The organism is Turicimonas muris (assembly GCF_002221595.1).
In the GTDB taxonomy this organism is placed as follows: domain Bacteria; phylum Pseudomonadota; class Gammaproteobacteria; order Burkholderiales; family Burkholderiaceae_F; genus Turicimonas; species Turicimonas muris.
In genome coordinates, this window is sequence record NZ_NHMP01000003.1 from 235,927 (window position 1) to 252,968 (window position 17,042).

At 43.1% G+C, this 17,042-nt stretch carries 19 protein-coding genes; 13 read left to right on the forward strand and 6 right to left on the reverse strand.

The genetic code is table 11. The annotated features are described in order from the left end of the window. Nucleotides 1–114: 114 nt before the first annotated feature. On the forward strand, nucleotides 115–903 hold the full coding sequence (locus tag ADH67_RS06495; protein ID WP_236578524.1) for a Fic family protein: 789 nt from the start codon (nucleotides 115–117) through the stop codon (nucleotides 901–903). A gap of 341 nt (nucleotides 904–1,244) precedes the next feature. On the opposite strand, the gene ADH67_RS06500 is transcribed toward ADH67_RS06495, so the two are convergent. Beyond that, nucleotides 1,245–2,540 (reverse strand): L-cysteine desulfidase family protein, encoded by a 1,296-nt coding sequence (locus tag ADH67_RS06500; RefSeq protein ID WP_066593281.1) that lies wholly within the window; start codon nucleotides 2,538–2,540, stop codon nucleotides 1,245–1,247. 284 nt (nucleotides 2,541–2,824) lie between these two features. Continuing rightward, a complete protein-coding gene (locus ADH67_RS06505; RefSeq protein WP_089275726.1) occupies nucleotides 2,825–3,127 on the reverse strand; it encodes a hypothetical protein in 303 nt (100 codons plus the stop codon). A gap of 213 nt (nucleotides 3,128–3,340) precedes the next feature. Here ADH67_RS06505 and ADH67_RS06510 point away from each other — a divergent pair, with 213 nt between their 5' ends. From ADH67_RS06510 to ADH67_RS06535, 6 genes are all read left to right on the forward strand, one after another. Further along, the gene (locus ADH67_RS06510) at nucleotides 3,341–4,105 is read left to right on the forward strand and encodes a basic amino acid ABC transporter substrate-binding protein (protein WP_066593285.1); all 765 of its coding nucleotides are present in this window, start codon (nucleotides 3,341–3,343) and stop codon (nucleotides 4,103–4,105) included. A gap of 87 nt (nucleotides 4,106–4,192) precedes the next feature. Then, nucleotides 4,193–4,861 (forward strand): amino acid ABC transporter permease, encoded by a 669-nt coding sequence (locus tag ADH67_RS06515; protein WP_084081492.1) that lies wholly within the window; start codon nucleotides 4,193–4,195, stop codon nucleotides 4,859–4,861. A gap of 20 nt (nucleotides 4,862–4,881) precedes the next feature. Further along, nucleotides 4,882–5,601 carry an amino acid ABC transporter ATP-binding protein gene (locus tag ADH67_RS06520; RefSeq protein ID WP_066595792.1) on the forward strand — a complete coding sequence of 240 codons (720 nt, stop codon included), beginning with the start codon at nucleotides 4,882–4,884 and terminating at the stop codon, nucleotides 5,599–5,601. A 213-nt stretch (nucleotides 5,602–5,814) separates the two neighbouring features. Next, nucleotides 5,815–6,807, forward strand: coding sequence for an ABC transporter substrate-binding protein (locus ADH67_RS06525; RefSeq protein ID WP_066593287.1), 993 nt, complete (start codon nucleotides 5,815–5,817; stop codon nucleotides 6,805–6,807). Between the two features lie 12 nt (nucleotides 6,808–6,819). Beyond that, a complete protein-coding gene (locus tag ADH67_RS06530; RefSeq protein ID WP_066593296.1) occupies nucleotides 6,820–7,707 on the forward strand; it encodes an ABC transporter permease in 888 nt (295 codons plus the stop codon). A gap of 1 nt (nucleotide 7,708) precedes the next feature. Further along, nucleotides 7,709–8,515 (forward strand): ABC transporter ATP-binding protein, encoded by an 807-nt coding sequence (locus tag ADH67_RS06535; protein WP_066593297.1) that lies wholly within the window; start codon nucleotides 7,709–7,711, stop codon nucleotides 8,513–8,515. A 55-nt stretch (nucleotides 8,516–8,570) separates the two neighbouring features. On the opposite strand, the gene tilS is transcribed toward ADH67_RS06535, so the two are convergent. From tilS to cysS, 4 genes are read right to left on the reverse strand one after another with little or no spacing between them, the layout of a single operon-like run. Beyond that, a complete protein-coding gene (gene tilS / locus ADH67_RS06540; protein WP_066593298.1) occupies nucleotides 8,571–9,968 on the reverse strand; it encodes a tRNA lysidine(34) synthetase TilS in 1,398 nt (465 codons plus the stop codon). An 8-nt stretch (nucleotides 9,969–9,976) separates the two neighbouring features. Next, entirely contained in the window at nucleotides 9,977–10,945 is a 969-nt protein-coding gene (locus ADH67_RS06545) for an acetyl-CoA carboxylase carboxyltransferase subunit alpha (protein ID WP_066593299.1), read from the reverse strand. A 2-nt stretch (nucleotides 10,946–10,947) separates the two neighbouring features. Continuing rightward, the gene (locus ADH67_RS06550) at nucleotides 10,948–11,616 is read right to left on the reverse strand and encodes a DNA-3-methyladenine glycosylase family protein (RefSeq protein ID WP_066593308.1); all 669 of its coding nucleotides are present in this window, start codon (nucleotides 11,614–11,616) and stop codon (nucleotides 10,948–10,950) included. Between the two features lie 3 nt (nucleotides 11,617–11,619). Further along, nucleotides 11,620–13,014, reverse strand: coding sequence for a cysteine--tRNA ligase (gene cysS / locus ADH67_RS06555; protein WP_066593310.1), 1,395 nt, complete (start codon nucleotides 13,012–13,014; stop codon nucleotides 11,620–11,622). Nucleotides 13,015–13,124: 110 nt separating this feature from the next. Between cysS and ADH67_RS06560 the strand changes: the two genes are divergently transcribed. The 6 genes from ADH67_RS06560 to ADH67_RS06585 all read left to right on the forward strand — a co-directional run bounded on the left by ADH67_RS06560 (nucleotide 13,125) and on the right by ADH67_RS06585 (nucleotide 17,040). Beyond that, nucleotides 13,125–13,673: a tetratricopeptide repeat protein gene (locus ADH67_RS06560; protein WP_066593313.1), complete on the forward strand. Its 549-nt coding sequence runs from the start codon at nucleotides 13,125–13,127 to the stop codon at nucleotides 13,671–13,673. Nucleotides 13,674–13,752: 79 nt separating this feature from the next. Continuing rightward, nucleotides 13,753–14,313 carry a peptidylprolyl isomerase gene (locus tag ADH67_RS06565; RefSeq protein WP_084081493.1) on the forward strand — a complete coding sequence of 187 codons (561 nt, stop codon included), beginning with the start codon at nucleotides 13,753–13,755 and terminating at the stop codon, nucleotides 14,311–14,313. 14 nt (nucleotides 14,314–14,327) lie between these two features. After that, a complete protein-coding gene (locus ADH67_RS06570) occupies nucleotides 14,328–14,819 on the forward strand; it encodes a peptidylprolyl isomerase (protein ID WP_066593315.1) in 492 nt (163 codons plus the stop codon). Then, a complete protein-coding gene (locus ADH67_RS06575) occupies nucleotides 14,820–15,608 on the forward strand; it encodes a UDP-2,3-diacylglucosamine diphosphatase (RefSeq protein ID WP_066593317.1) in 789 nt (262 codons plus the stop codon). Between the two features lie 12 nt (nucleotides 15,609–15,620). Continuing rightward, nucleotides 15,621–16,400, forward strand: a complete 780-nt coding sequence (locus tag ADH67_RS06580; RefSeq protein WP_066593320.1) for a TatD family hydrolase — start codon at nucleotides 15,621–15,623, stop codon at nucleotides 16,398–16,400. After that, a complete protein-coding gene (locus ADH67_RS06585) occupies nucleotides 16,390–17,040 on the forward strand; it encodes an ankyrin repeat domain-containing protein (protein ID WP_066593322.1) in 651 nt (216 codons plus the stop codon). Before ADH67_RS06580 ends, ADH67_RS06585 begins: the two co-directional genes overlap by 11 nt. Nucleotides 17,041–17,042 lie beyond the last annotated feature (2 nt).

Below are 17,042 nucleotides of genomic sequence, written 5' to 3' on the forward strand. Positions count from 1 at the left end.
ACCAATGTTCTCTCTTCGTTAAGGAATTCAAGGAAGTTTGGACTTCTTCTCGACAAGAGAAGGTATCATTATCAAATCTGAGTACTAATTATTAAGTTGATGAAAGAAGCTCTCTTGAAAACACTTTCTGAGTATTGCCGCCTAGGCATACCTCAACAGTTGGATTACTCAAAATTTTATTTATATTCAATCATTACTCATTCCACAGCTATCGAAGGATCTACTGTTACAGAAGTTGAAAATCAACTTCTTTTTGATGAAGGAATAACTTCTAATAAAAGAAGTCTCAGGGAACAGTTGATGAATCTGGATTTGAAAAATGCTTATGCATTGAGCAATAGGTTTATCAAAGAAAAAAGAAACTTTTCTCTTCCAATGCTCAGAGAATTAAGTGCTGCTGTAATGAAAAATACAGGGAGTATTTATAATACTCTCCAAGGCTCATTTGATTCGTCTTCCGGAGATTTTAGAAAACTGAACGTTAGTGCCGGAACCGGCGGACGCTCTTATTTAAGTTTCACAAAAATCGAGGATAGATTAACTAAGTGGTGCCAAGAAATAAACGCCCGAAGAAGCAGTCTGTTTAGCAACCCAGAAATCTATGAAAAATATTTATTCTCCTTTGATGCCCATTTTGATTTATTAACTATTCACCCTTGGGCAGACGGAAACGGAAGAACTTCACGGCTAATAATGAATCATCTTCAAAACGAGTTACACGTGTTCCCTTCAAAGATTCTAAAAGAGGACAAAGCTCAATACATTCAAGCTTTAATAGACTCTAGAGAAAAAGAGAACAAAGCTATTTTCTCGTCTTTTATGATAAGGAATCATATAAAAAATCTTCAGTTGGAGATCGCAGAATACAAAAAATCTAGAGAAACTCAAGATCTTCAAAGATAAAAATTCCCGAAAATTTTTATAAAATCGGTGACATTTTGGTGACATTAAAGTATTTTATTTATTAACTTTTTGATTTTACTATAGTTTAAATTCTCTCTTCTTCCGCCAATTTTCTTCTATAAAATCAATAAGTTATAAACGATTTTCTCTAAAATTCTAATAGTTTCACACCGATTTTGGCATTTCTTTCGGCTTTTTCGATACGAAATCATTCAGAAACTTTTTAGTTTGTCCAATCCAAATTCAATTCTCTTTACGGTCTTGATTAACGAAAAAACGAGATGCCTTTTGAATTGGAAGGACATCTCGTGCTTATCAATGTTCAATCGCTGAACAGAATCTTATTTGCAAATCATGATCTGAAGTACCTGTTTATCTGTTTCCATCATAGATTCTTTGCCGATAGCGGTTAAATTTCTAATCGTTTCATCAATATCGTCGCTTACTATGCCTTCCAGCTTAGTCACGCAATGTTCATTCATCGCGAGAAGCGCGGACATCATCGCAGTAGAGACACCGGATGAAATCTTCAGAGAACAAGCAGGTTTCGCACCGTCACACAACATTCCGGCCAAGTTAGCAATCATATTCTTAATTGCTGCGCACACCTCCTCATATTTGCCTCCCATCAGCCAAGTGATTCCGGAGGAAGCTCCGGTAGAAGCTACCACGCAGCCGCATAAGGCTGAAAGGCGACCAAGATTCTGTTTGATGTAAATACTGGTCAAATGACTTAAGGTCAGCGCTCTAATCAATTGTTCATCGGATGCATCGCAATCTTCAGCATAAGCAACTACCGGCATGGTTGCGGTGATGCCCTGATTTCCGCTTCCGGAATTGGACATCACGGCAATTGCTGCTCCGCCCATACGCGCATCACAAGCTGCAGAGGTATAAGAAATCATATGAGCTACGGTAGTGTCTCCAAAATACCTCGCCCCTCTATTTTTAATCATCGCCCCTAACGAGTGCCCATAATCATGCGCTAAGGCCAACTCAGCCGCCTTCTTATTCATATCTCTAGCTTTGAGAATAAAAGAGATCTCTTCAATGGGAGACTCAGTGGCAAACTCATAAACTGTCTTCATGTCGAGCTGAACTTCTTCAGCTTCAGCTTCGTCTTCTTCAGCGTCGGCATTGTTCCATCCCTCCTCCTCATAGAGTCTTTCTCCATTTTTTTCTAGAAAGACAAAGTGTGTATGGTTTCTTGAAATAACTGCACGTGCTGTTTGAGTTCCATGAGAAACCACGGTGTCGATAAAAAGATTAGAAGGAACCTCTTCATCGTGGATGATTTCGATGCAATCTTTATCCAGGAAAACTTTTGCCTTTTCTACGGCTTCTTCATTTACCTCTTGGAGAACTTCAAGACCCAAATCTGACTTTCCGATCAAAGCGCCCAGAGCCACAGCGATAGGCAGACCAATCATTCCCGTACCCGGAATTCCGACGCCCATTGCGTTTTTGATAATGTTTCCGCTCAAGGATAGCCGGATTTTTTCGGGCATCTCTCCGAGCAACTCCCGGGCCTTTGCAACGCATAACGCAACGGCAACTGGTTCCGTGCATCCCAAGGCCGGGACAACTTCTCGATTGATAAGAGAAATAATTTGATCACGTTTTGTCTTGTTGAGCATATTGATCTCTGAATACTAGAAACCTTTTGAGTTTCCGTTTCTTCCTTTGATGAATTAAAAGTTAAAATTTACCTTTTTCTACTGATTTCTGTAAGGGGTAATACAGCAGAAACAAAAACCTCTAACAAAAATAAGGATATACCCTAGGTATAAGCGTTTTCCGTTTCGAAATTTTTATTACTTTTTGCTGATTTTCATGAGAAAAAGCCGGAGTTTCCATACCAAAAGCAAGAAATCCTCTAATACAATTTGGTTGCCTTTAATGGTTTGTTCGCCATCTTGACTTACTTTTTCTTCTCTTGCTTTACGCAGTGATATTTGATGACGGCAGAGGCTCTCTGTGCATCGTAATTAAATACCCGGTTTTTATAACTTATAGAAAATACCTCCGGGACATAGTCGGGCCCAATAGTTTTGCACTGAGCGTCCGCCTGCATTTCAAGCCCTTGAACGACAACCGAGCCTTTCATTGTGAAATCAAAATAACCTGAAATTTCGTATGTATTAGGTCCGAGTTGGTCCGTCGACCAGCTGCAGCCGGCTAGGATAAAAGCTAAAGAAATAGACAACCCTGCAATCTTTTTCACTTTTCTTCTCCGCAACTAATTTTGCTCAGTCTATGTGAAGTCTCGTTACTCTTTTTTTCTTTTGACTCAATGCTGGCAATTTACAATCCACCTCCGATTTAACCCTAAGTTTGTAGCTTTATCCGTATTTGCTACTTCCTTCCGAGTTTCCAGGGCTTTCAACTATTAGACTAGGGAAGATCTGAACAGAATTCTTAAATTTAAGGAAAACAAATGCTGAAAAGAACCTTACTTGCACTTCCGCTTGTTGCATTGCTCAGCTCTAGCCTTCTGGCTGGCTGCGATGATAAAAAAGAAACTGCTGCTAAGCCTCAGGAAAAAATCCTTCGTGTCGGAACGAACCCAACATTCGCTCCGTTCGAATTCCAAGGAAAAGATGCTGAGCTTACCGGTTTCGATATGGATCTCATCAGAGCTATCGGCAAGCAGATGGGTTACAAAGTTGAATTGCACAACCTGGCATTTGACGGCCTGATCCCGGCTATTGCAACAGGCAATATCGATATGGCCATCGCAGGTATGACAATCAATGAAGATAGAAAGAAACAGGTTAACTTCTCTGTTCCTTACTACACTTCCGGCCTCATTATTTTGGTTAATCCCGACAATAATGAAGTCAAATCTTTGGATGATTTGAAAGGTAAAAGAATCGGCGTTCAATTGGGAACCACAGGTGCGTTCAAAGCGGCCACGGTTCCTGATGCAAAAGTCGTGACATTCAACAATTCTGATGAACAATTCTTGGAATTGTCTAACAAGGGTGTTGATGCCTGTATTAATGACCATCCGGTGGTTGCTTACTACCTCGTTCAAGGCGGTAAAGGCAAAATGATCGGAAACGTCATGGAAGAAGAAAGCTATGGCATCGCACTTAAGAAAGGCAATGACGAATTGACAAAGAAAGTTAACGATGCCATCGCTGAACTTAAGAAAAATGGAGAATTCGACAAAATCCATAAGAAATGGTTCGGCGCATAATTTTCCCTTCATCTCTTTGATTTAACTACTCAAAGCTTTCCTAGACGGTCCGTCTCTAGGAAAGCTCATTTACAAGAGGCGACATAAATGTCAATTGATCTTGACTTTGATCTCATAATCGACAATCTTCCTTTACTTTTAAAAGGCGCAGCTGTAACGCTTGAAATCACAGCACTCTCTGTTGGTATTGGTTTGTTAATCGGTATGGTAGTTGGTATTGCACGTCTTTCCAACTTCAAAGCCATCCGATGGCTGGCAGGTATCTACGTAGACTTTATTCGCGGAACACCGCTGTTGGTCCAAATCTTCTTGGTTTACTTTGCTCTTCCAAAAATCTTAGGGATGAGAATAGACCCATTTTTTGCGGCCGTCGCAGCTTGTTCCATCAATAGCGGTGCCTATGTTGCCGAAATCTTCCGAAGCGGCATCCAGAGTATTGACAAAGGACAGTTCGAAGCTTCCCGTGCATTGGGTCTTAACTGGTTCCAGTCAATGAAGTTTGTCATTATGCCTCAGGCATTTAAGAGAATCATCCCGCCTCTTGGCAATGAATTCATTGCAATGTTGAAAGATTCTTCTCTCGTGTCCGTTATCGGTTTCGAAGAGCTTACAAGAACAGGTCAGATGATTATCTCCAGAACTTACGCCGTATTTGAAGTCTGGATGGTCGTTGCGATCCTCTACTTAATTATGACTCTCTGTATTTCCAGGCTAGTTGCCGTTTTGGAAAAGCGTTTTAACACAAGCAAAAGGTAACGAACATGTCTGAAAAAACAATGATTTCCGTCAAGCATCTCACCAAAAAATTCGGAGATGTGTCAGTCCTAAAAGATATCAATCTTGAAATTAAAGAAAAAGAAGTTGTCTGCATTATCGGCCCGTCAGGCAGCGGTAAAAGCACAATCTTGAGATGTCTCAACTACCTGGAAGAACCATCCGGAGGCGACATCGTTATTGATAACATCAAGTTGGAAAAGGGAACAAATCTTAATGCCATCCGTAAAGAAGTCGGTATGGTGTTCCAGCGCTTCAACCTTTTTCCAAACATGACAGTTCTTCAGAACATCATGCTTGCTCCGGTTGAAGTTAGAAAGATTTCTAAACAGAAGGCTGAAGAAAAAGCTCTCGCTCTTTTAAGGAGAGTCGGCTTGGAGCACAAAGCTTCTTCTTATCCTGACGAATTGTCCGGCGGCCAGCAGCAGCGTGTTGCTATTGCACGTGCCCTTGCGATGAACCCTGAGGTTCTTTTGTTCGACGAACCGACAAGTGCTCTCGACCCGGAAATGGTTAAAGAAGTTCTCGATGTGATGAAAGCTTTGGCCAAAGAAGGCATGACGATGGTCGTAGTAACTCACGAAATGGGCTTTGCCAAAGAAGTTGCCGACCGAGTCATGTTCGTAGACGGCGGTTATATTTTGGAAGAGAACGAACCGGAAGAGTTTTTCTCTAATCCAAAGAACGAAAGAACCAAGAGTTTCTTGTCCAAAATTCTATAAGTTATTCTAGAAGGACTCCCCTGTCCTTCCTTTTTTAAACCTTTGTCCTCAGTGCACAAAGGTTTTTTTTGTTCATTGCCTTTTGATGTTCGAAAAAAAACGCCAAGTCTTCTCAGTGTTTTTCCTTCAAAAAGGTTTGTCAATTTTCGTCTTAAAAATTTCTCATTGATACAATCAGAAAGACGTTTATTTACTTATAAAAAGAGTTTTATTATGAAGTTAAACCGTTTAGTCCTTTTGGGAGCTGCCGTTTTGACCGCTTTCACCCTGACAGCTTGCGACGACAAAAAGGCCGCACCACAAAATACCGCAGCTGAAAAACAATATAACATCGGCGTTGTACAGCTTGTCGAACACAAAGCATTAGACGAAGCAAACAAAGGTTTTGTTGATGCGCTTACCGCCAGAGGTTTCAAAGAAGGAAAGAACGTCAAGTTTGACTTCCAAAACGCTCAGGCCGACCAATCTAATCTTAGAAATATTGCGCAGCGTTTTACAAGCAACAAGGTTGACTTAATCGGTGCTATTGCAACTCCGGCAGCCCAGACGATGGCTAATGCAACAAAAACTACTCCTATCGTTGCCACAGCTGTCACCGACTTTGAAATTGCTAAACTTGTCAAGAAAAATGATAAGCCGGGCACTAACGTCACGGGATCCTCCGACATGGCCCCAATCGACACATTGGTTGAATTAATGCTCAAGATTTATCCAGAAACCAAGAAAGTCGGAACTATCTATTCCTCCAGTGAAATTAACTCCGAACGACAAGTTCAGATTTTCAAAGATATTGCTAAAGCTAAGAACTTAGAAGTTAAAGAAGCTACAGTTTCCAGCGTCAATGACATTCAACAGGCAGCCCAAAGTCTTGTCGGAAAGGTCGATGCAATTTATATACCGACAGACAACACGATTGCTTCTGCAGTCCCGGCTCTATTGAAAATTACTGAAACGGCAAAACTTCCAATATTCGCGGGTGAAGGCGGCATGACCAAAGAAGGATGCTTTGCTTCCGTTGCTATTGACTATTATGAGTTAGGCAAGATTGCCGGCAACATGGCCGCCGATATTCTCGAAGGAAAGAGCAAACCTGAAGATATGGCAATTCAGTTCCAGAAAGAATTCAAAACTCTTATCAGTGAATCTTCTCTCAAGAACTTAGGTGCCAAGATTCCTGCCGGTCTTAACCATGAAGTCGTTAAATAATAAAAAATAAGAATGTTTGACTTAGTTGTATCCACTATTTCGCAAGGTCTCCTGTGGGCCATCATGGCCCTCGGAGTGTTCCTTACCTTCCGAGTCCTTGATATTGCAGACTTGTCGGTTGAAGGAACATTCCCCTTAGGAGCAGCCGTTGCAGCTATCCTGATTGCAAGTGATCAGCCTATTTGGCTGGCTACTTTGCTTGCAGTGCTTGCCGGCTGTGCCGCCGGTACCGTCACAGCTATCTTAACTACCAAGCTCAAAATTCCGGCACTTCTTTCCGGTATCTTGACCATGATTGGCTTATATTCCGTCAATCTCATGGTCATGGGAAAAGCTAATGTTCCTTTGCTCCGCAATGAAACTATCTTTACCCTGACAGAAAGCACGTTTGGCGTAAGCCAATCCATTGCGACATTTATTGTTGGATTTTGCGCCTGTCTTATCGTCGGACTCATCATGTATTGGTTCTTTGGAACGGTTCTAGGGACTGCCATCCGTGCTACCGGCTGCAATCCCCAAATGGCCCGTGCTCAAGGCATCAATACTGACCTGATGGTTATCCTCGGACTCCTCATCAGTAATGGTTTGGTTGCTCTTGCCGGCGCACTAGTAGCCCAAAGCAACGGCTTCGCTGACGTGGGGATGGGAACAGGCACCATCGTTATCGGTTTAGCTTCGGTCATTATCGGTGAGGTCTTATTCGGTACAAGAAGCTTTAAGAACTGGCTTATTTCCGTGGTTCTCGGTTCCATCGTTTATCGTATCGTCATCGCCTTAGTCTTAGAAATGGGTATGCCTCCAAACGATCTCAAGTTGTTTACCGCAATCTTGGTTGCCATCGCCCTCTCTTTGCCTCTTATCAGAAGCAAATTCGCTTACATGAAACAAAGGAGGTACTAAGATGCTTGAGATTGTTAACTTAAGAAAAACGTTCTTCCACGGAACTCCTAACGAAAAGAAAGCTCTTCAAGGCGTCAATCTGCGTCTAGAAGAAGGAGATTTCGTTACAGTTATCGGTTCTAACGGTTCGGGCAAATCTACCTTAATGAACTGCATTGCCGGCGTATTTCCACCGGATGAAGGGCAAATTAAGATCAATGACGTAGACGTCACTAAGATGTCGGAATTTGTCCGTGCCCGCTACATCGGCAGAGTCTTCCAAGACCCCATGAAAGGTACGGCCGGAGATATGCAGGTCGAGGAAAACTTGGCTATGGCAAGCCGCCGGGGTCAGCCTCTTTCTCTTCGATGGAGTGCAGACGCCAGCAGAAAAGAAACTTTTACTCAGCTTCTTAAAGAACTGGATTTAGGTTTAGAGAACCGTCTCACTACTCGCATCGGTACTTTATCCGGCGGCCAAAGACAAGCTATTACCTTGCTGATGGCCACTTTGGTAAAGCCGCAAATTTTGCTCCTAGATGAACATACTGCTGCGCTCGATCCGAAGACTGCTGAAAAAGTTTTAATGCTGACTAAGAAACGCGTCGAAGAAGGGAAACTTACAACTCTCATGATTACTCACAACATGAGAGACGCTTTGCGCTTCGGCAATCGTTTAATCATGATGCATGAAGGACGCGTGGTTGTTGATGTGGAAGGTGAAAAGAAGAAAAACTTAACTGTCCAATCGCTGCTTCAAATGTTCGAGAGAGCAAGCGGTTCCGAATTCTCTGATCCGGAAGCACTCCTTACTACACCGGCTAAATAAACGCTTTTCTTCAAGCTTTTAATGCGACGCCTCCGTTTCGGAGGCGTTGCTGTTATTAAAGGAGATGATCCTCAACCCATTCGAAGGAGTACTTCTTGCCGTTTCCTTGATAAAGTTTTTCTCGAATTTCTTCGCCGATTCCGGCCACATAAATTAATTTACCGTCACGAATAATCTTAGGCACCTTCCCTCTTTCATACTCGGAAATATTCATCTCTTGGTAAAGAGCTTTTAATGTCTTTGAAGGTCTTAATTTTTTTATTTTGATACGAGTACGGGATCTCTTAGCCAAAGTAAACAGAAGCGGTTTTTTCTTCAGATAACAATCCTCGAACCCGTCGGGACTTTCAACAAACCGCAAAGTACCCGCTAATCCCTTGAAGCGCATCTCTTTTTCGCCGTTCCAAGTAAATTCAACGGAATAATCCGGATTTTCATCAGAAGCTACTTCTCTTATAAGAAGAGTTCTTCCATTCACAACGATTGACTTTTTGCCTTGTGAGCGAAGACATATTGCCTTTTTCTTGCTCTCTCTAATCTGTCTGAGGATTTCCTCAAGTCGAGTGCGCGGAAGCGGAGGAAATTCTTTTTTCTGCAGCCACAATCTGAATACTCTAGCTTGCAGCGGAAGAGAAAATTTCTGCCACCTGTCTAATCGGACATTTCCATCCTCGTCTAAACACTTCTGAAGCGCTTTCTCATCAACCTCATTAAGAATTTGAGAGGTTTCTGCCAAAATTTCAATGCTGCGGCCGGCGGCAGATTTAAAGCCTGCCCTTGCGCGCTCAAGCTCCGGGATGACATTGAGCCGTAAAAAATTTCTAAGATAAGATTCGTCAGTGTTGCTGTCATCCTCCACCCAGCGCAAATGTTGGCTTCTTGCATACGTCTCAAGGCGTTTCCTGGGAATCTTCAAAAACGGACGGACGACAGGAATTTTTCCTTCCTTGATGTAAGGCATACCGATCAACCCGCTGAGCCCCGAACCTCTCATCCATTGAATCAAAAAGGTTTCGATTTGGTCATCTAAGTGGTGTGCCGTCACAATAGCCGAACAGTTTTCAGCCTCCGCTACTTCATTGAGCGCCCTGTAGCGTAAAGTTCTGGCCTCGGCCTCAAGCCCTTGTTCTTTGCTGCGAATAAAAACGTCTTTTTCTACGAACTCAACATTAAGTTTCTTTGCTCGGGCTTTGCATTTAGCCGCCCATTTATCCGCATTGGGAGAAATATGATGATTAACATAAACACAGATTACTCGGCCCTTCAAAGGTGATTCATACCCAGCGATAGCTTTAAGGAGACTGACGGAATCACAGCCTCCCGATACTGCCACGACAAGATCTACTTTCTTATTAACGAAACTCTCTAAGCCGTCACCGCGTTCAGAGAGATCCTTATAGAGCTTTTCTATAGCAGCGTTAACCTCTTTAGCAGCACTGGGCAGTATGCTCATCTTTCTCGTTATCCTTGTTCAGAAAAACTACCGAAATTCATTAACTTCCGATGTCGATTCTCCAAAAGTTCCTCCACAGACATTCTCTTAAGAACTCGGAGTGATTCATTTAAGTTCCGTTTTAAAGTAGCGGACATTGCAGCAAGATCGCGATGAGCTCCGCCTACAGGTTCAGGAATTACTTTGTCGACTAAGCCCAGCTCTTTCAACTTTGGTGCAGTTAAGCACAACGCCTCGGCCGCTTCCGGAGCTTTCGCCGCACTCTTCCAAAGAATGGAAGCGCAGCCTTCGGGAGAAATCACGGAATACGTACTGTTCTGAAGCATCTGTAAAACGTCGCAAACGGCAATCGCCAGAGCACCTCCGGAGCCGCCTTCGCCGATGATAGTGGTGATAATCGGAACTCGGAGCTGGCTCATTGCGTATAAGTTATGTCCGATAGCTTCCGACTGACCTCTTTCTTCCGCACCGATTCCGGGATAGGCTCCCGGGGTATCAACAAAAGTAAACAGAGGAATGTTGAATTTTTCCGCAAGCTTCATCAAACGCAATGCTTTGCGATAGCCTTCGGGACGGCTCATACCGAAATTTCTCAGAGTCCTTTCCTTGGTATCGCGCCCCTTCTGATGACCGATAACCATTACACTGTGACCGTTAAAACGAGCTAAACCCCCGACGATTGAGAGGTCATCCGCATAGCTTCTATCTCCATGAAGCTCATGAAAGTCGGTAAAAATGGTATTGATGTAATCAAGCGTATACGGTCTCTGCGGATGACGCGCAACTAAAGAAACATTCCATGGAGTGAGCTTGCTGTAGATATCTTTGAGAAGCTTGGTCTTTTTTCTTTCCAGCTTATCAATTTCACTTTGGATATTGATGGAATTGGGATCTTCGCTTACTTTTTGAAGTTCCGCAATTTTATCTTCCAAAACCGAAACTGGTTTTTCAAATTCAAGGTAAGTTAATTTAGCCATATTTAATATCTCACGGGCGAATTATTTAAGCTTCTCCACAAAAACCAGCTAGCAGCTGTTTTGTATGGTGCCCAGTTTTCAGAAAGTTTAAGTATTTTTATTTGCTTTTGCTGAGCGTCAAGAGCCTGAAGTTCCTCAGCAGAAAAGTAAAGCTTTTCTATTGCTTTAATTATGCCTAAGTCAGCAACAGGGAACACATTCTGCCTTCCCAAGGTAAAGATTAAAAACATCTCAGCCGTCCAACGTCCCACTCCTTTAATCGAGGTTAGGCAGTCAATAATTTCCTGTTCGGACATACCCTCCAATAACTCAAAGGTGATTTTTTCTTCCAGGAAATAACGGCAAATATCTAGGATGTAATCTATTTTTCTCTCGGACAGACCGCAGCTTCTCAAAGTTCTTCGGTGTTTCTTAGCGACTCGCTGGGGAGTCATCTCCGGGCAAGCCGCCGCAAAATTTCTCCAAATTGTTTGAGCTGCTTTTGTTGAAATTTGCTGACCGATGACGGATCTAATCAAAGTTCCAAAAGGATCTTGAACTGAAGTCAGAGCCGTATGGGAGTAAACATTAATCAACTCTGCCATCTTTTCATCACGTTTGCTTAACTCCTCACACGCTTCTTTCCACCAACCGGGAAGAACCGGCGTTACTCCGGCTAAGACATCTGCCATGGTTTAGGCCTTCTTCCATTCAGTAATTCCGCCCGGCTTGTCTTCAAGAACAATGCCTTTATCCTTCAATTCCTGACGGATAGCATCTGCAGTACCGAAATCTTTGTTCTTTTTAGCGTCCTTACGCTTTTGAATCATTTCCTCAACCCAGGCAGCATCCACTCCTTCTACTGCTCCCTTGATAAATTTTTCAGGATTCAGCTGGAGAAGCCCCAGAACTTCACCTAACTTTTTCAGCTGGCGGGCCAATTCGGGAGACTTTGTGGAATTGACTTCATTTGCCAATTCAAACAGCACGGAGACCGCCAACGCCGTATTGAAGTCATCGTCCATTGCCTCTTTGAATTTAGCCGCGTGCTTTTCATTCCAATCCAGCGGTTGTTCGTCAGGAGCAACTTCTTTTAAGGCATTGTAGAGACGAGTCAAGCCTGTATGAGCGTCTTCAACAAGAGCAGAGGAAAAATCAATAGGACTTCTATATTGAGACTTCAGTAAGAAGAACCGCAAGGTTTCGTTTCCGTTTCCTTGTCCGTATTGCTTGTTGGTTTCTTTCAATGCATCTCGGATAGTCCAGAAGTTTCCTAAAGACTTGCTCATCTTCTCTCCGTTGACGCGAAGAGGCCCCGAGTGCATCCAGGTGTTTACGAATTTCTTGCCCGTTGCTGCCTGGCTCTGAGCAATCTCGTTTTCGTGGTGAGGAAACTTCAAATCCGGACCGCCAGCATGAATATCGATTGTCTCTCCGAGGAGTTCGCATGCCATTGCGGAACATTCAATATGCCAACCCGGTCTTCCTTTACCCCATTTACTATCCCATTGCGGTTCACCCGGTTTTGCTTTTTTCCATAACACGAAATCTAACGGATCACGTTTTGTCTCATCAATAGAAACGCGTTCTCCGGCTCGGAGTTCATCAATCTTCTTGCCGGAGAGCTCTCCGTAATTCTTGAAATTACGCACGGCAAAGTCTACGTCTCCGCCTTTGTCTTGATAGGCATATCCTTTTTCTTCCAACTTCTCGATGAGAGAAAGCATTTGAGGAATGTAGGCTGTAGCGCGGGGTTCGTGAGTCGGAGGAAGGCAGCCAAGTTCAGCAAAATCTTCCTGCATTCTTTCTGCATAGATTTTGCTCAGCTCTTCAGGAAGAATTCCTCTTTCGGCCGATCTTTTGATGATTTTGTCGTCTACGTCGGTAATATTTCGAACAAATTTAACCTCATAGCCGCTTTTTTCCAACCATCTTCTTGCGACATCAAAAGCGATAAAGGTCCTTCCATGACCAATGTGACAATCGTCGTAAACCGTGACCCCGCAAACATACATTCCGGCCTTCCCCGGTTCAATGGATTTGAAAGGTTCAACTTTTCGAGTCAGAGTGTTATAAATTTTTAGGGCCATAAGTCATCCTAACTATTACCGTTCTAAATGACGGGGCTTCGCTCCCCGCGGTTCTAAGGTTACAATCTGTTGATTATAAGTTTTGTTCAATGACTTTGGATAGTTAAGAAATGCGCATTTCGAAATTAGTTTCCCTTCTTTGCTTCTCCTTGCTGCTAGGCTCCGCCCCTATGACATCAACGCAGGCCCAACTTTTTCAGCCTGAAGAAAATGAAGTTATTAATCCGGTAAGGGACGTCAACCAACTAATTTATCGCGGTAAACGTGCAGATGCCTTAGCTCTTGCAGAGAAAGAAATTGAAAACAATCCTAAGAATGTTCAGCTCCGATTCATCCGTGGCGTTATTCTTTCCGACCTCAAGAGAAACAAAGAAGCTAAGGAAGCTTTTGAAGAACTGATTCGAGAATATCCGGAAATCGCCGAACCTTACAACAACTTAGCCGTACTCTATGCAGGTGAAGGGAATCTAGGCCGTGCCAAAGAGCTGCTGGAACAAGCCCTATCCAACAATGCTAAATCCTTTACGACTTACAACAACCTCGGCGACGTATACCTTGCATTGGCAGCCCAATCTTACGGGGAAGCCTTAAAGCTTTCTCCGAAGAGCAAAAACACCAAGACAAAATTAGAAACGATTAGAGAGCTCATAAGTAAGTAATTTTTTCCATTTTCTTTTTGCTGCTAATACAATCCAAAGATTGGCTCAAGGAAGCCAGGAAACTTATTAGGTTTTGAATATGATATTTAATAAAAAAATTATTGCTTCTGCAGTCATTGCTTTAGCAGTCTGTACAGGTGCTTATGCCGGACAGAAGGTTGCAATCAATACCACTGAAGGCAGAATCGTAATTGAGCTTGATGAACAGAAAGCTCCTAAGACCTGTGCTAATTTTTTGAATTATGCTAAGGAAGGTTTTTACAACAACACTATTTTTCACCGTGTGATTCCGGGATTCATGATTCAAGGCGGTGGCTTTACTGCCTCCATGCAGCAGAAAAAAACTCATGCTCCGATCCCGCTTGAAGCTAAAAACGGACTGAAAAATAATGTAGGAACCGTCGCTATGGCGAGAACCAATGATCCGAATTCTGCTACAAGCCAATTCTTCATTAATGTCAAGGACAACGACTTTTTGAATGCTTCTGCTTCCAATGACGGCTATGCTGTTTTCGGTCATGTCATCTCCGGCATGGATACCGTGCGAAAAATCGTACGCCAGCCGACAACTTCGAAGGGCTTCCACGACGATGTTCCTGTAAGACCTATCGAAATTAAGTCTGTTGAAATTTTGAAATAAAGAAGGAAAAACAAATGATTCGTTTAACTACCAACTTCGGCGTCATTGACGTTGAACTAGATTTCAAAAATGCTCCTGTTACAGCCGCCAACTTTGAACAATATGTCAAAGACGGTTTTTACAACGGCGTTATTTTCCACCGTGTTATTCCCGGCTTCATGATCCAGGGCGGCGGCTTTACTCCCGACATGGTTCAAAAAGAAACAAGAGCCCCAATCAGAAACGAAGCTAACAATGGCTTAAAGAACAACAAATACACCATTTCGATGGCCCGCACAAGCGATCCACACTCCGCTTCCGCCCAGTTCTTCATCAACGTTGCCAACAACAACTTCTTAGACTTCCGCAGCGAAACTTCTCAAGGCTGGGGTTATGCAGTTTTCGGAAAAGTTGTCGCCGGGGAAGAAGTTGTTGATAAGATCGCCCAAGTCAGAACAACAAGTCATTTCCCTCATCAGGATGTTCCTGCTGAAGATGTGATTATCGAAAAAGCAGAGGTGATCTAAGTGTCTTTTGATGGCATCGCTCCTATCAATTCTTGTGTAAAGCAGCTTCCCGCTTTGGGAAAGCCTGTGTTTATTGCAGACCTTCATTTGTCTAATGACAAACAAGCTACGAAAGAAGCGTTTTTCCAGTTTTTGAGGCGAGATGCCATCAAATTCAATGAACTGATAATTTTGGGTGACTTATTTGAGTTCTGGGCAGGGGACGACCACATCGACGCCTTTCCGGATATTATCAACGCCCTTAAGAACTACAGGCTTTTAGGAAAAAGTCTGTATGCCATGCACGGCAATCGAGACTTTCTTTTAGGAAAAGTCTTCGAGAAACAGACCGGCGCAATCTTGATTTCCGATCCTGTTGTCACCTACGCAGGCCACGAAAGAATCCTTCTTTCTCACGGCGATGAATGGTGCACTCTCGACAAAGATTATCAACAGTTCCGCTCCACTCTCCGAAATCCCGATGTACAGGTTTCCATTCTGCAGGAAAAACTAAAACACAGAATCGACCTAGCCAACAGTCTTCGAGACCAAAGCAAAGACGAAAATACTCATAAAAGCTATGAGTTAATGGATGTCGTTGTCCATGATGTAGCCAGAGCAGCTCGTCAGGCAAATGTGGCTACTGTTATTCACGGACATACCCATAAACCGGCTCATCACACTCACGTCAATGACGACTTCCGTTTTGACCGTTGGGTACTTCCTGACTGGGATTTTGAAAATGGCAAGACTAGAGGCGGATATTTAAGCTATGAAGGCGGTTTCCTTCATTTTGAACGTCTTTCATAAGCTCTCTTACCTATGCTCATAGATTCACATTGCCATATCGACAGCCCGGAGTTCGTCGGAGAACTTCCGCGCATTTTTTCTGAAATGGAAAAGAATAATGTGAAAGGCGCATTGACGGTTTGCTGTGCTTTAAGAGAGTTTCCTCGCTGCCTTTCATTTTCTAAATCGCACAAAAATATTTGGTGCTCCGTTGGAGTTCATCCGAGCACGGATGACGACATTTCCGAGGCAACGATTGGAGAGCTGGTTGCTCTTTCAACCGATGAAAAAGTAGTCGGAATAGGAGAGTGCGGACTCGACTATTACTACAACTCCGAACCTTTGGACTGGCAAAGAGAAAGATTTGCACTGCATATTCAGGCCGCAAGAAAAGCCAATCTGCCGGTAATTGTTCACTCCCGCGATGCCAATGAAGATACGATGAGAATTCTTCAAGACAATCACGCAGAAGAATGCAGATTTGTCCTTCATTGCTTCTGCGGTGATCAAAAGATGGCTCAAGTTGCGTTGGAAATGGGCGGCTACATTTCGTTTTCAGGTATTGTGACGTTTAAAAATGCGGTTGATATTCAAAGCGTTGCTTCGTCTATCCCGCTTGAAAGAATATTAGTTGAGACAGATTGTCCTTATTTGGCTCCTGTGCCATTTAGAGGAAAGCGAAATGATCCGTCTAAAGTAATTTACGTAGCGAAAAAAATTGCTGAGCTTCGTTCGATTTCTTTAGAGGAGGTCGAAGAAGCCACGACAGAAAATTTTTTTCGACTTTTTAGTAAGGCTCGGTATGAAGGTTAAAAGATTTATTTTGACGGTCGCGGCGACCATTTTTGTTTCAGGAGCAGCTTTGGCTTCTTCTTATGAAGATGCTATTGATGCCGCCCTTAATAACCGTCCTGACGATTTAGCCCCGCTTCTCAAACAAGGTTTTGATCCCAATACGGCAACTCCGGGCGGAAACGCTGATCCTCTTTTATCCAGCGCAATCCGCAATAAGTCCTATAATGTAATCGACTTACTGCTCAATCAAAAAAATATTGATTTGAACAAGCCGAATGTGCTGTATGAAACTCCCTTGATGCTTGCCATTTTCTATAAAGAAAATGGTATCGCAAAGAAATTATTGGCTAAGGGAGCTTCCGTTAATAACCCGGGTCACTGGACTCCCCTGCACTACGCAGCTGCCTCAAGCAACAACGAAATTATTCCACTGCTTTTGAGAGGCGGTGCAGATCTCAACGCAAGAACTCTGCGCGGTATAACTCCGTTATATATGGCAGCAAGAGACGGTAATGCAGAAACCGTAAAGCTTCTCTTAAACGCCGGCGCCCGAAAAGATTTTTGCAACAATGATGCATTGGCCCCGTATGATATCGCCAAACAAAGGCAGACTAACCTAGAAGTTTTAGACCTTCTCAAATACGATCACTGCCGTTAACC

Excerpts from the sequence above, each read along its gene's own strand:
- ADH67_RS06580 (WP_066593320.1), top strand. The coding sequence starts at position 15,621 with ATGCTCATAGATTCACATTGCCATATCGACAGCCCGGAGTTCGTCGGA.
- ADH67_RS06570 (WP_066593315.1), top strand. The coding sequence starts at position 14,328 with ATGATTCGTTTAACTACCAACTTCGGCGTCATTGACGTTGAACTAGAT.
- cysS (WP_066593310.1), bottom strand. The coding sequence starts at position 13,014 with ATGGCCCTAAAAATTTATAACACTCTGACTCGAAAAGTTGAACCTTTC.
- ADH67_RS06565 (WP_084081493.1), top strand. The coding sequence starts at position 13,753 with ATGATATTTAATAAAAAAATTATTGCTTCTGCAGTCATTGCTTTAGCA.
- ADH67_RS06585 (WP_066593322.1), top strand. The coding sequence starts at position 16,390 with ATGAAGGTTAAAAGATTTATTTTGACGGTCGCGGCGACCATTTTTGTT.
- tilS (WP_066593298.1), bottom strand. The coding sequence starts at position 9,968 with ATGAGCATACTGCCCAGTGCTGCTAAAGAGGTTAACGCTGCTATAGAA.
- ADH67_RS06560 (WP_066593313.1), top strand. The coding sequence starts at position 13,125 with ATGCGCATTTCGAAATTAGTTTCCCTTCTTTGCTTCTCCTTGCTGCTA.
- ADH67_RS06535 (WP_066593297.1), top strand. The coding sequence starts at position 7,709 with ATGCTTGAGATTGTTAACTTAAGAAAAACGTTCTTCCACGGAACTCCT.
- ADH67_RS06500 (WP_066593281.1), bottom strand. The coding sequence starts at position 2,540 with ATGCTCAACAAGACAAAACGTGATCAAATTATTTCTCTTATCAATCGA.
- ADH67_RS06520 (WP_066595792.1), top strand. The coding sequence starts at position 4,882 with ATGATTTCCGTCAAGCATCTCACCAAAAAATTCGGAGATGTGTCAGTC.
- ADH67_RS06525 (WP_066593287.1), top strand. The coding sequence starts at position 5,815 with ATGAAGTTAAACCGTTTAGTCCTTTTGGGAGCTGCCGTTTTGACCGCT.
- ADH67_RS06515 (WP_084081492.1), top strand. The coding sequence starts at position 4,193 with ATGTCAATTGATCTTGACTTTGATCTCATAATCGACAATCTTCCTTTA.
- ADH67_RS06510 (WP_066593285.1), top strand. The coding sequence starts at position 3,341 with ATGCTGAAAAGAACCTTACTTGCACTTCCGCTTGTTGCATTGCTCAGC.
- ADH67_RS06530 (WP_066593296.1), top strand. The coding sequence starts at position 6,820 with ATGTTTGACTTAGTTGTATCCACTATTTCGCAAGGTCTCCTGTGGGCC.
- ADH67_RS06550 (WP_066593308.1), bottom strand. The coding sequence starts at position 11,616 with ATGGCAGATGTCTTAGCCGGAGTAACGCCGGTTCTTCCCGGTTGGTGG.
- ADH67_RS06545 (WP_066593299.1), bottom strand. The coding sequence starts at position 10,945 with ATGGCTAAATTAACTTACCTTGAATTTGAAAAACCAGTTTCGGTTTTG.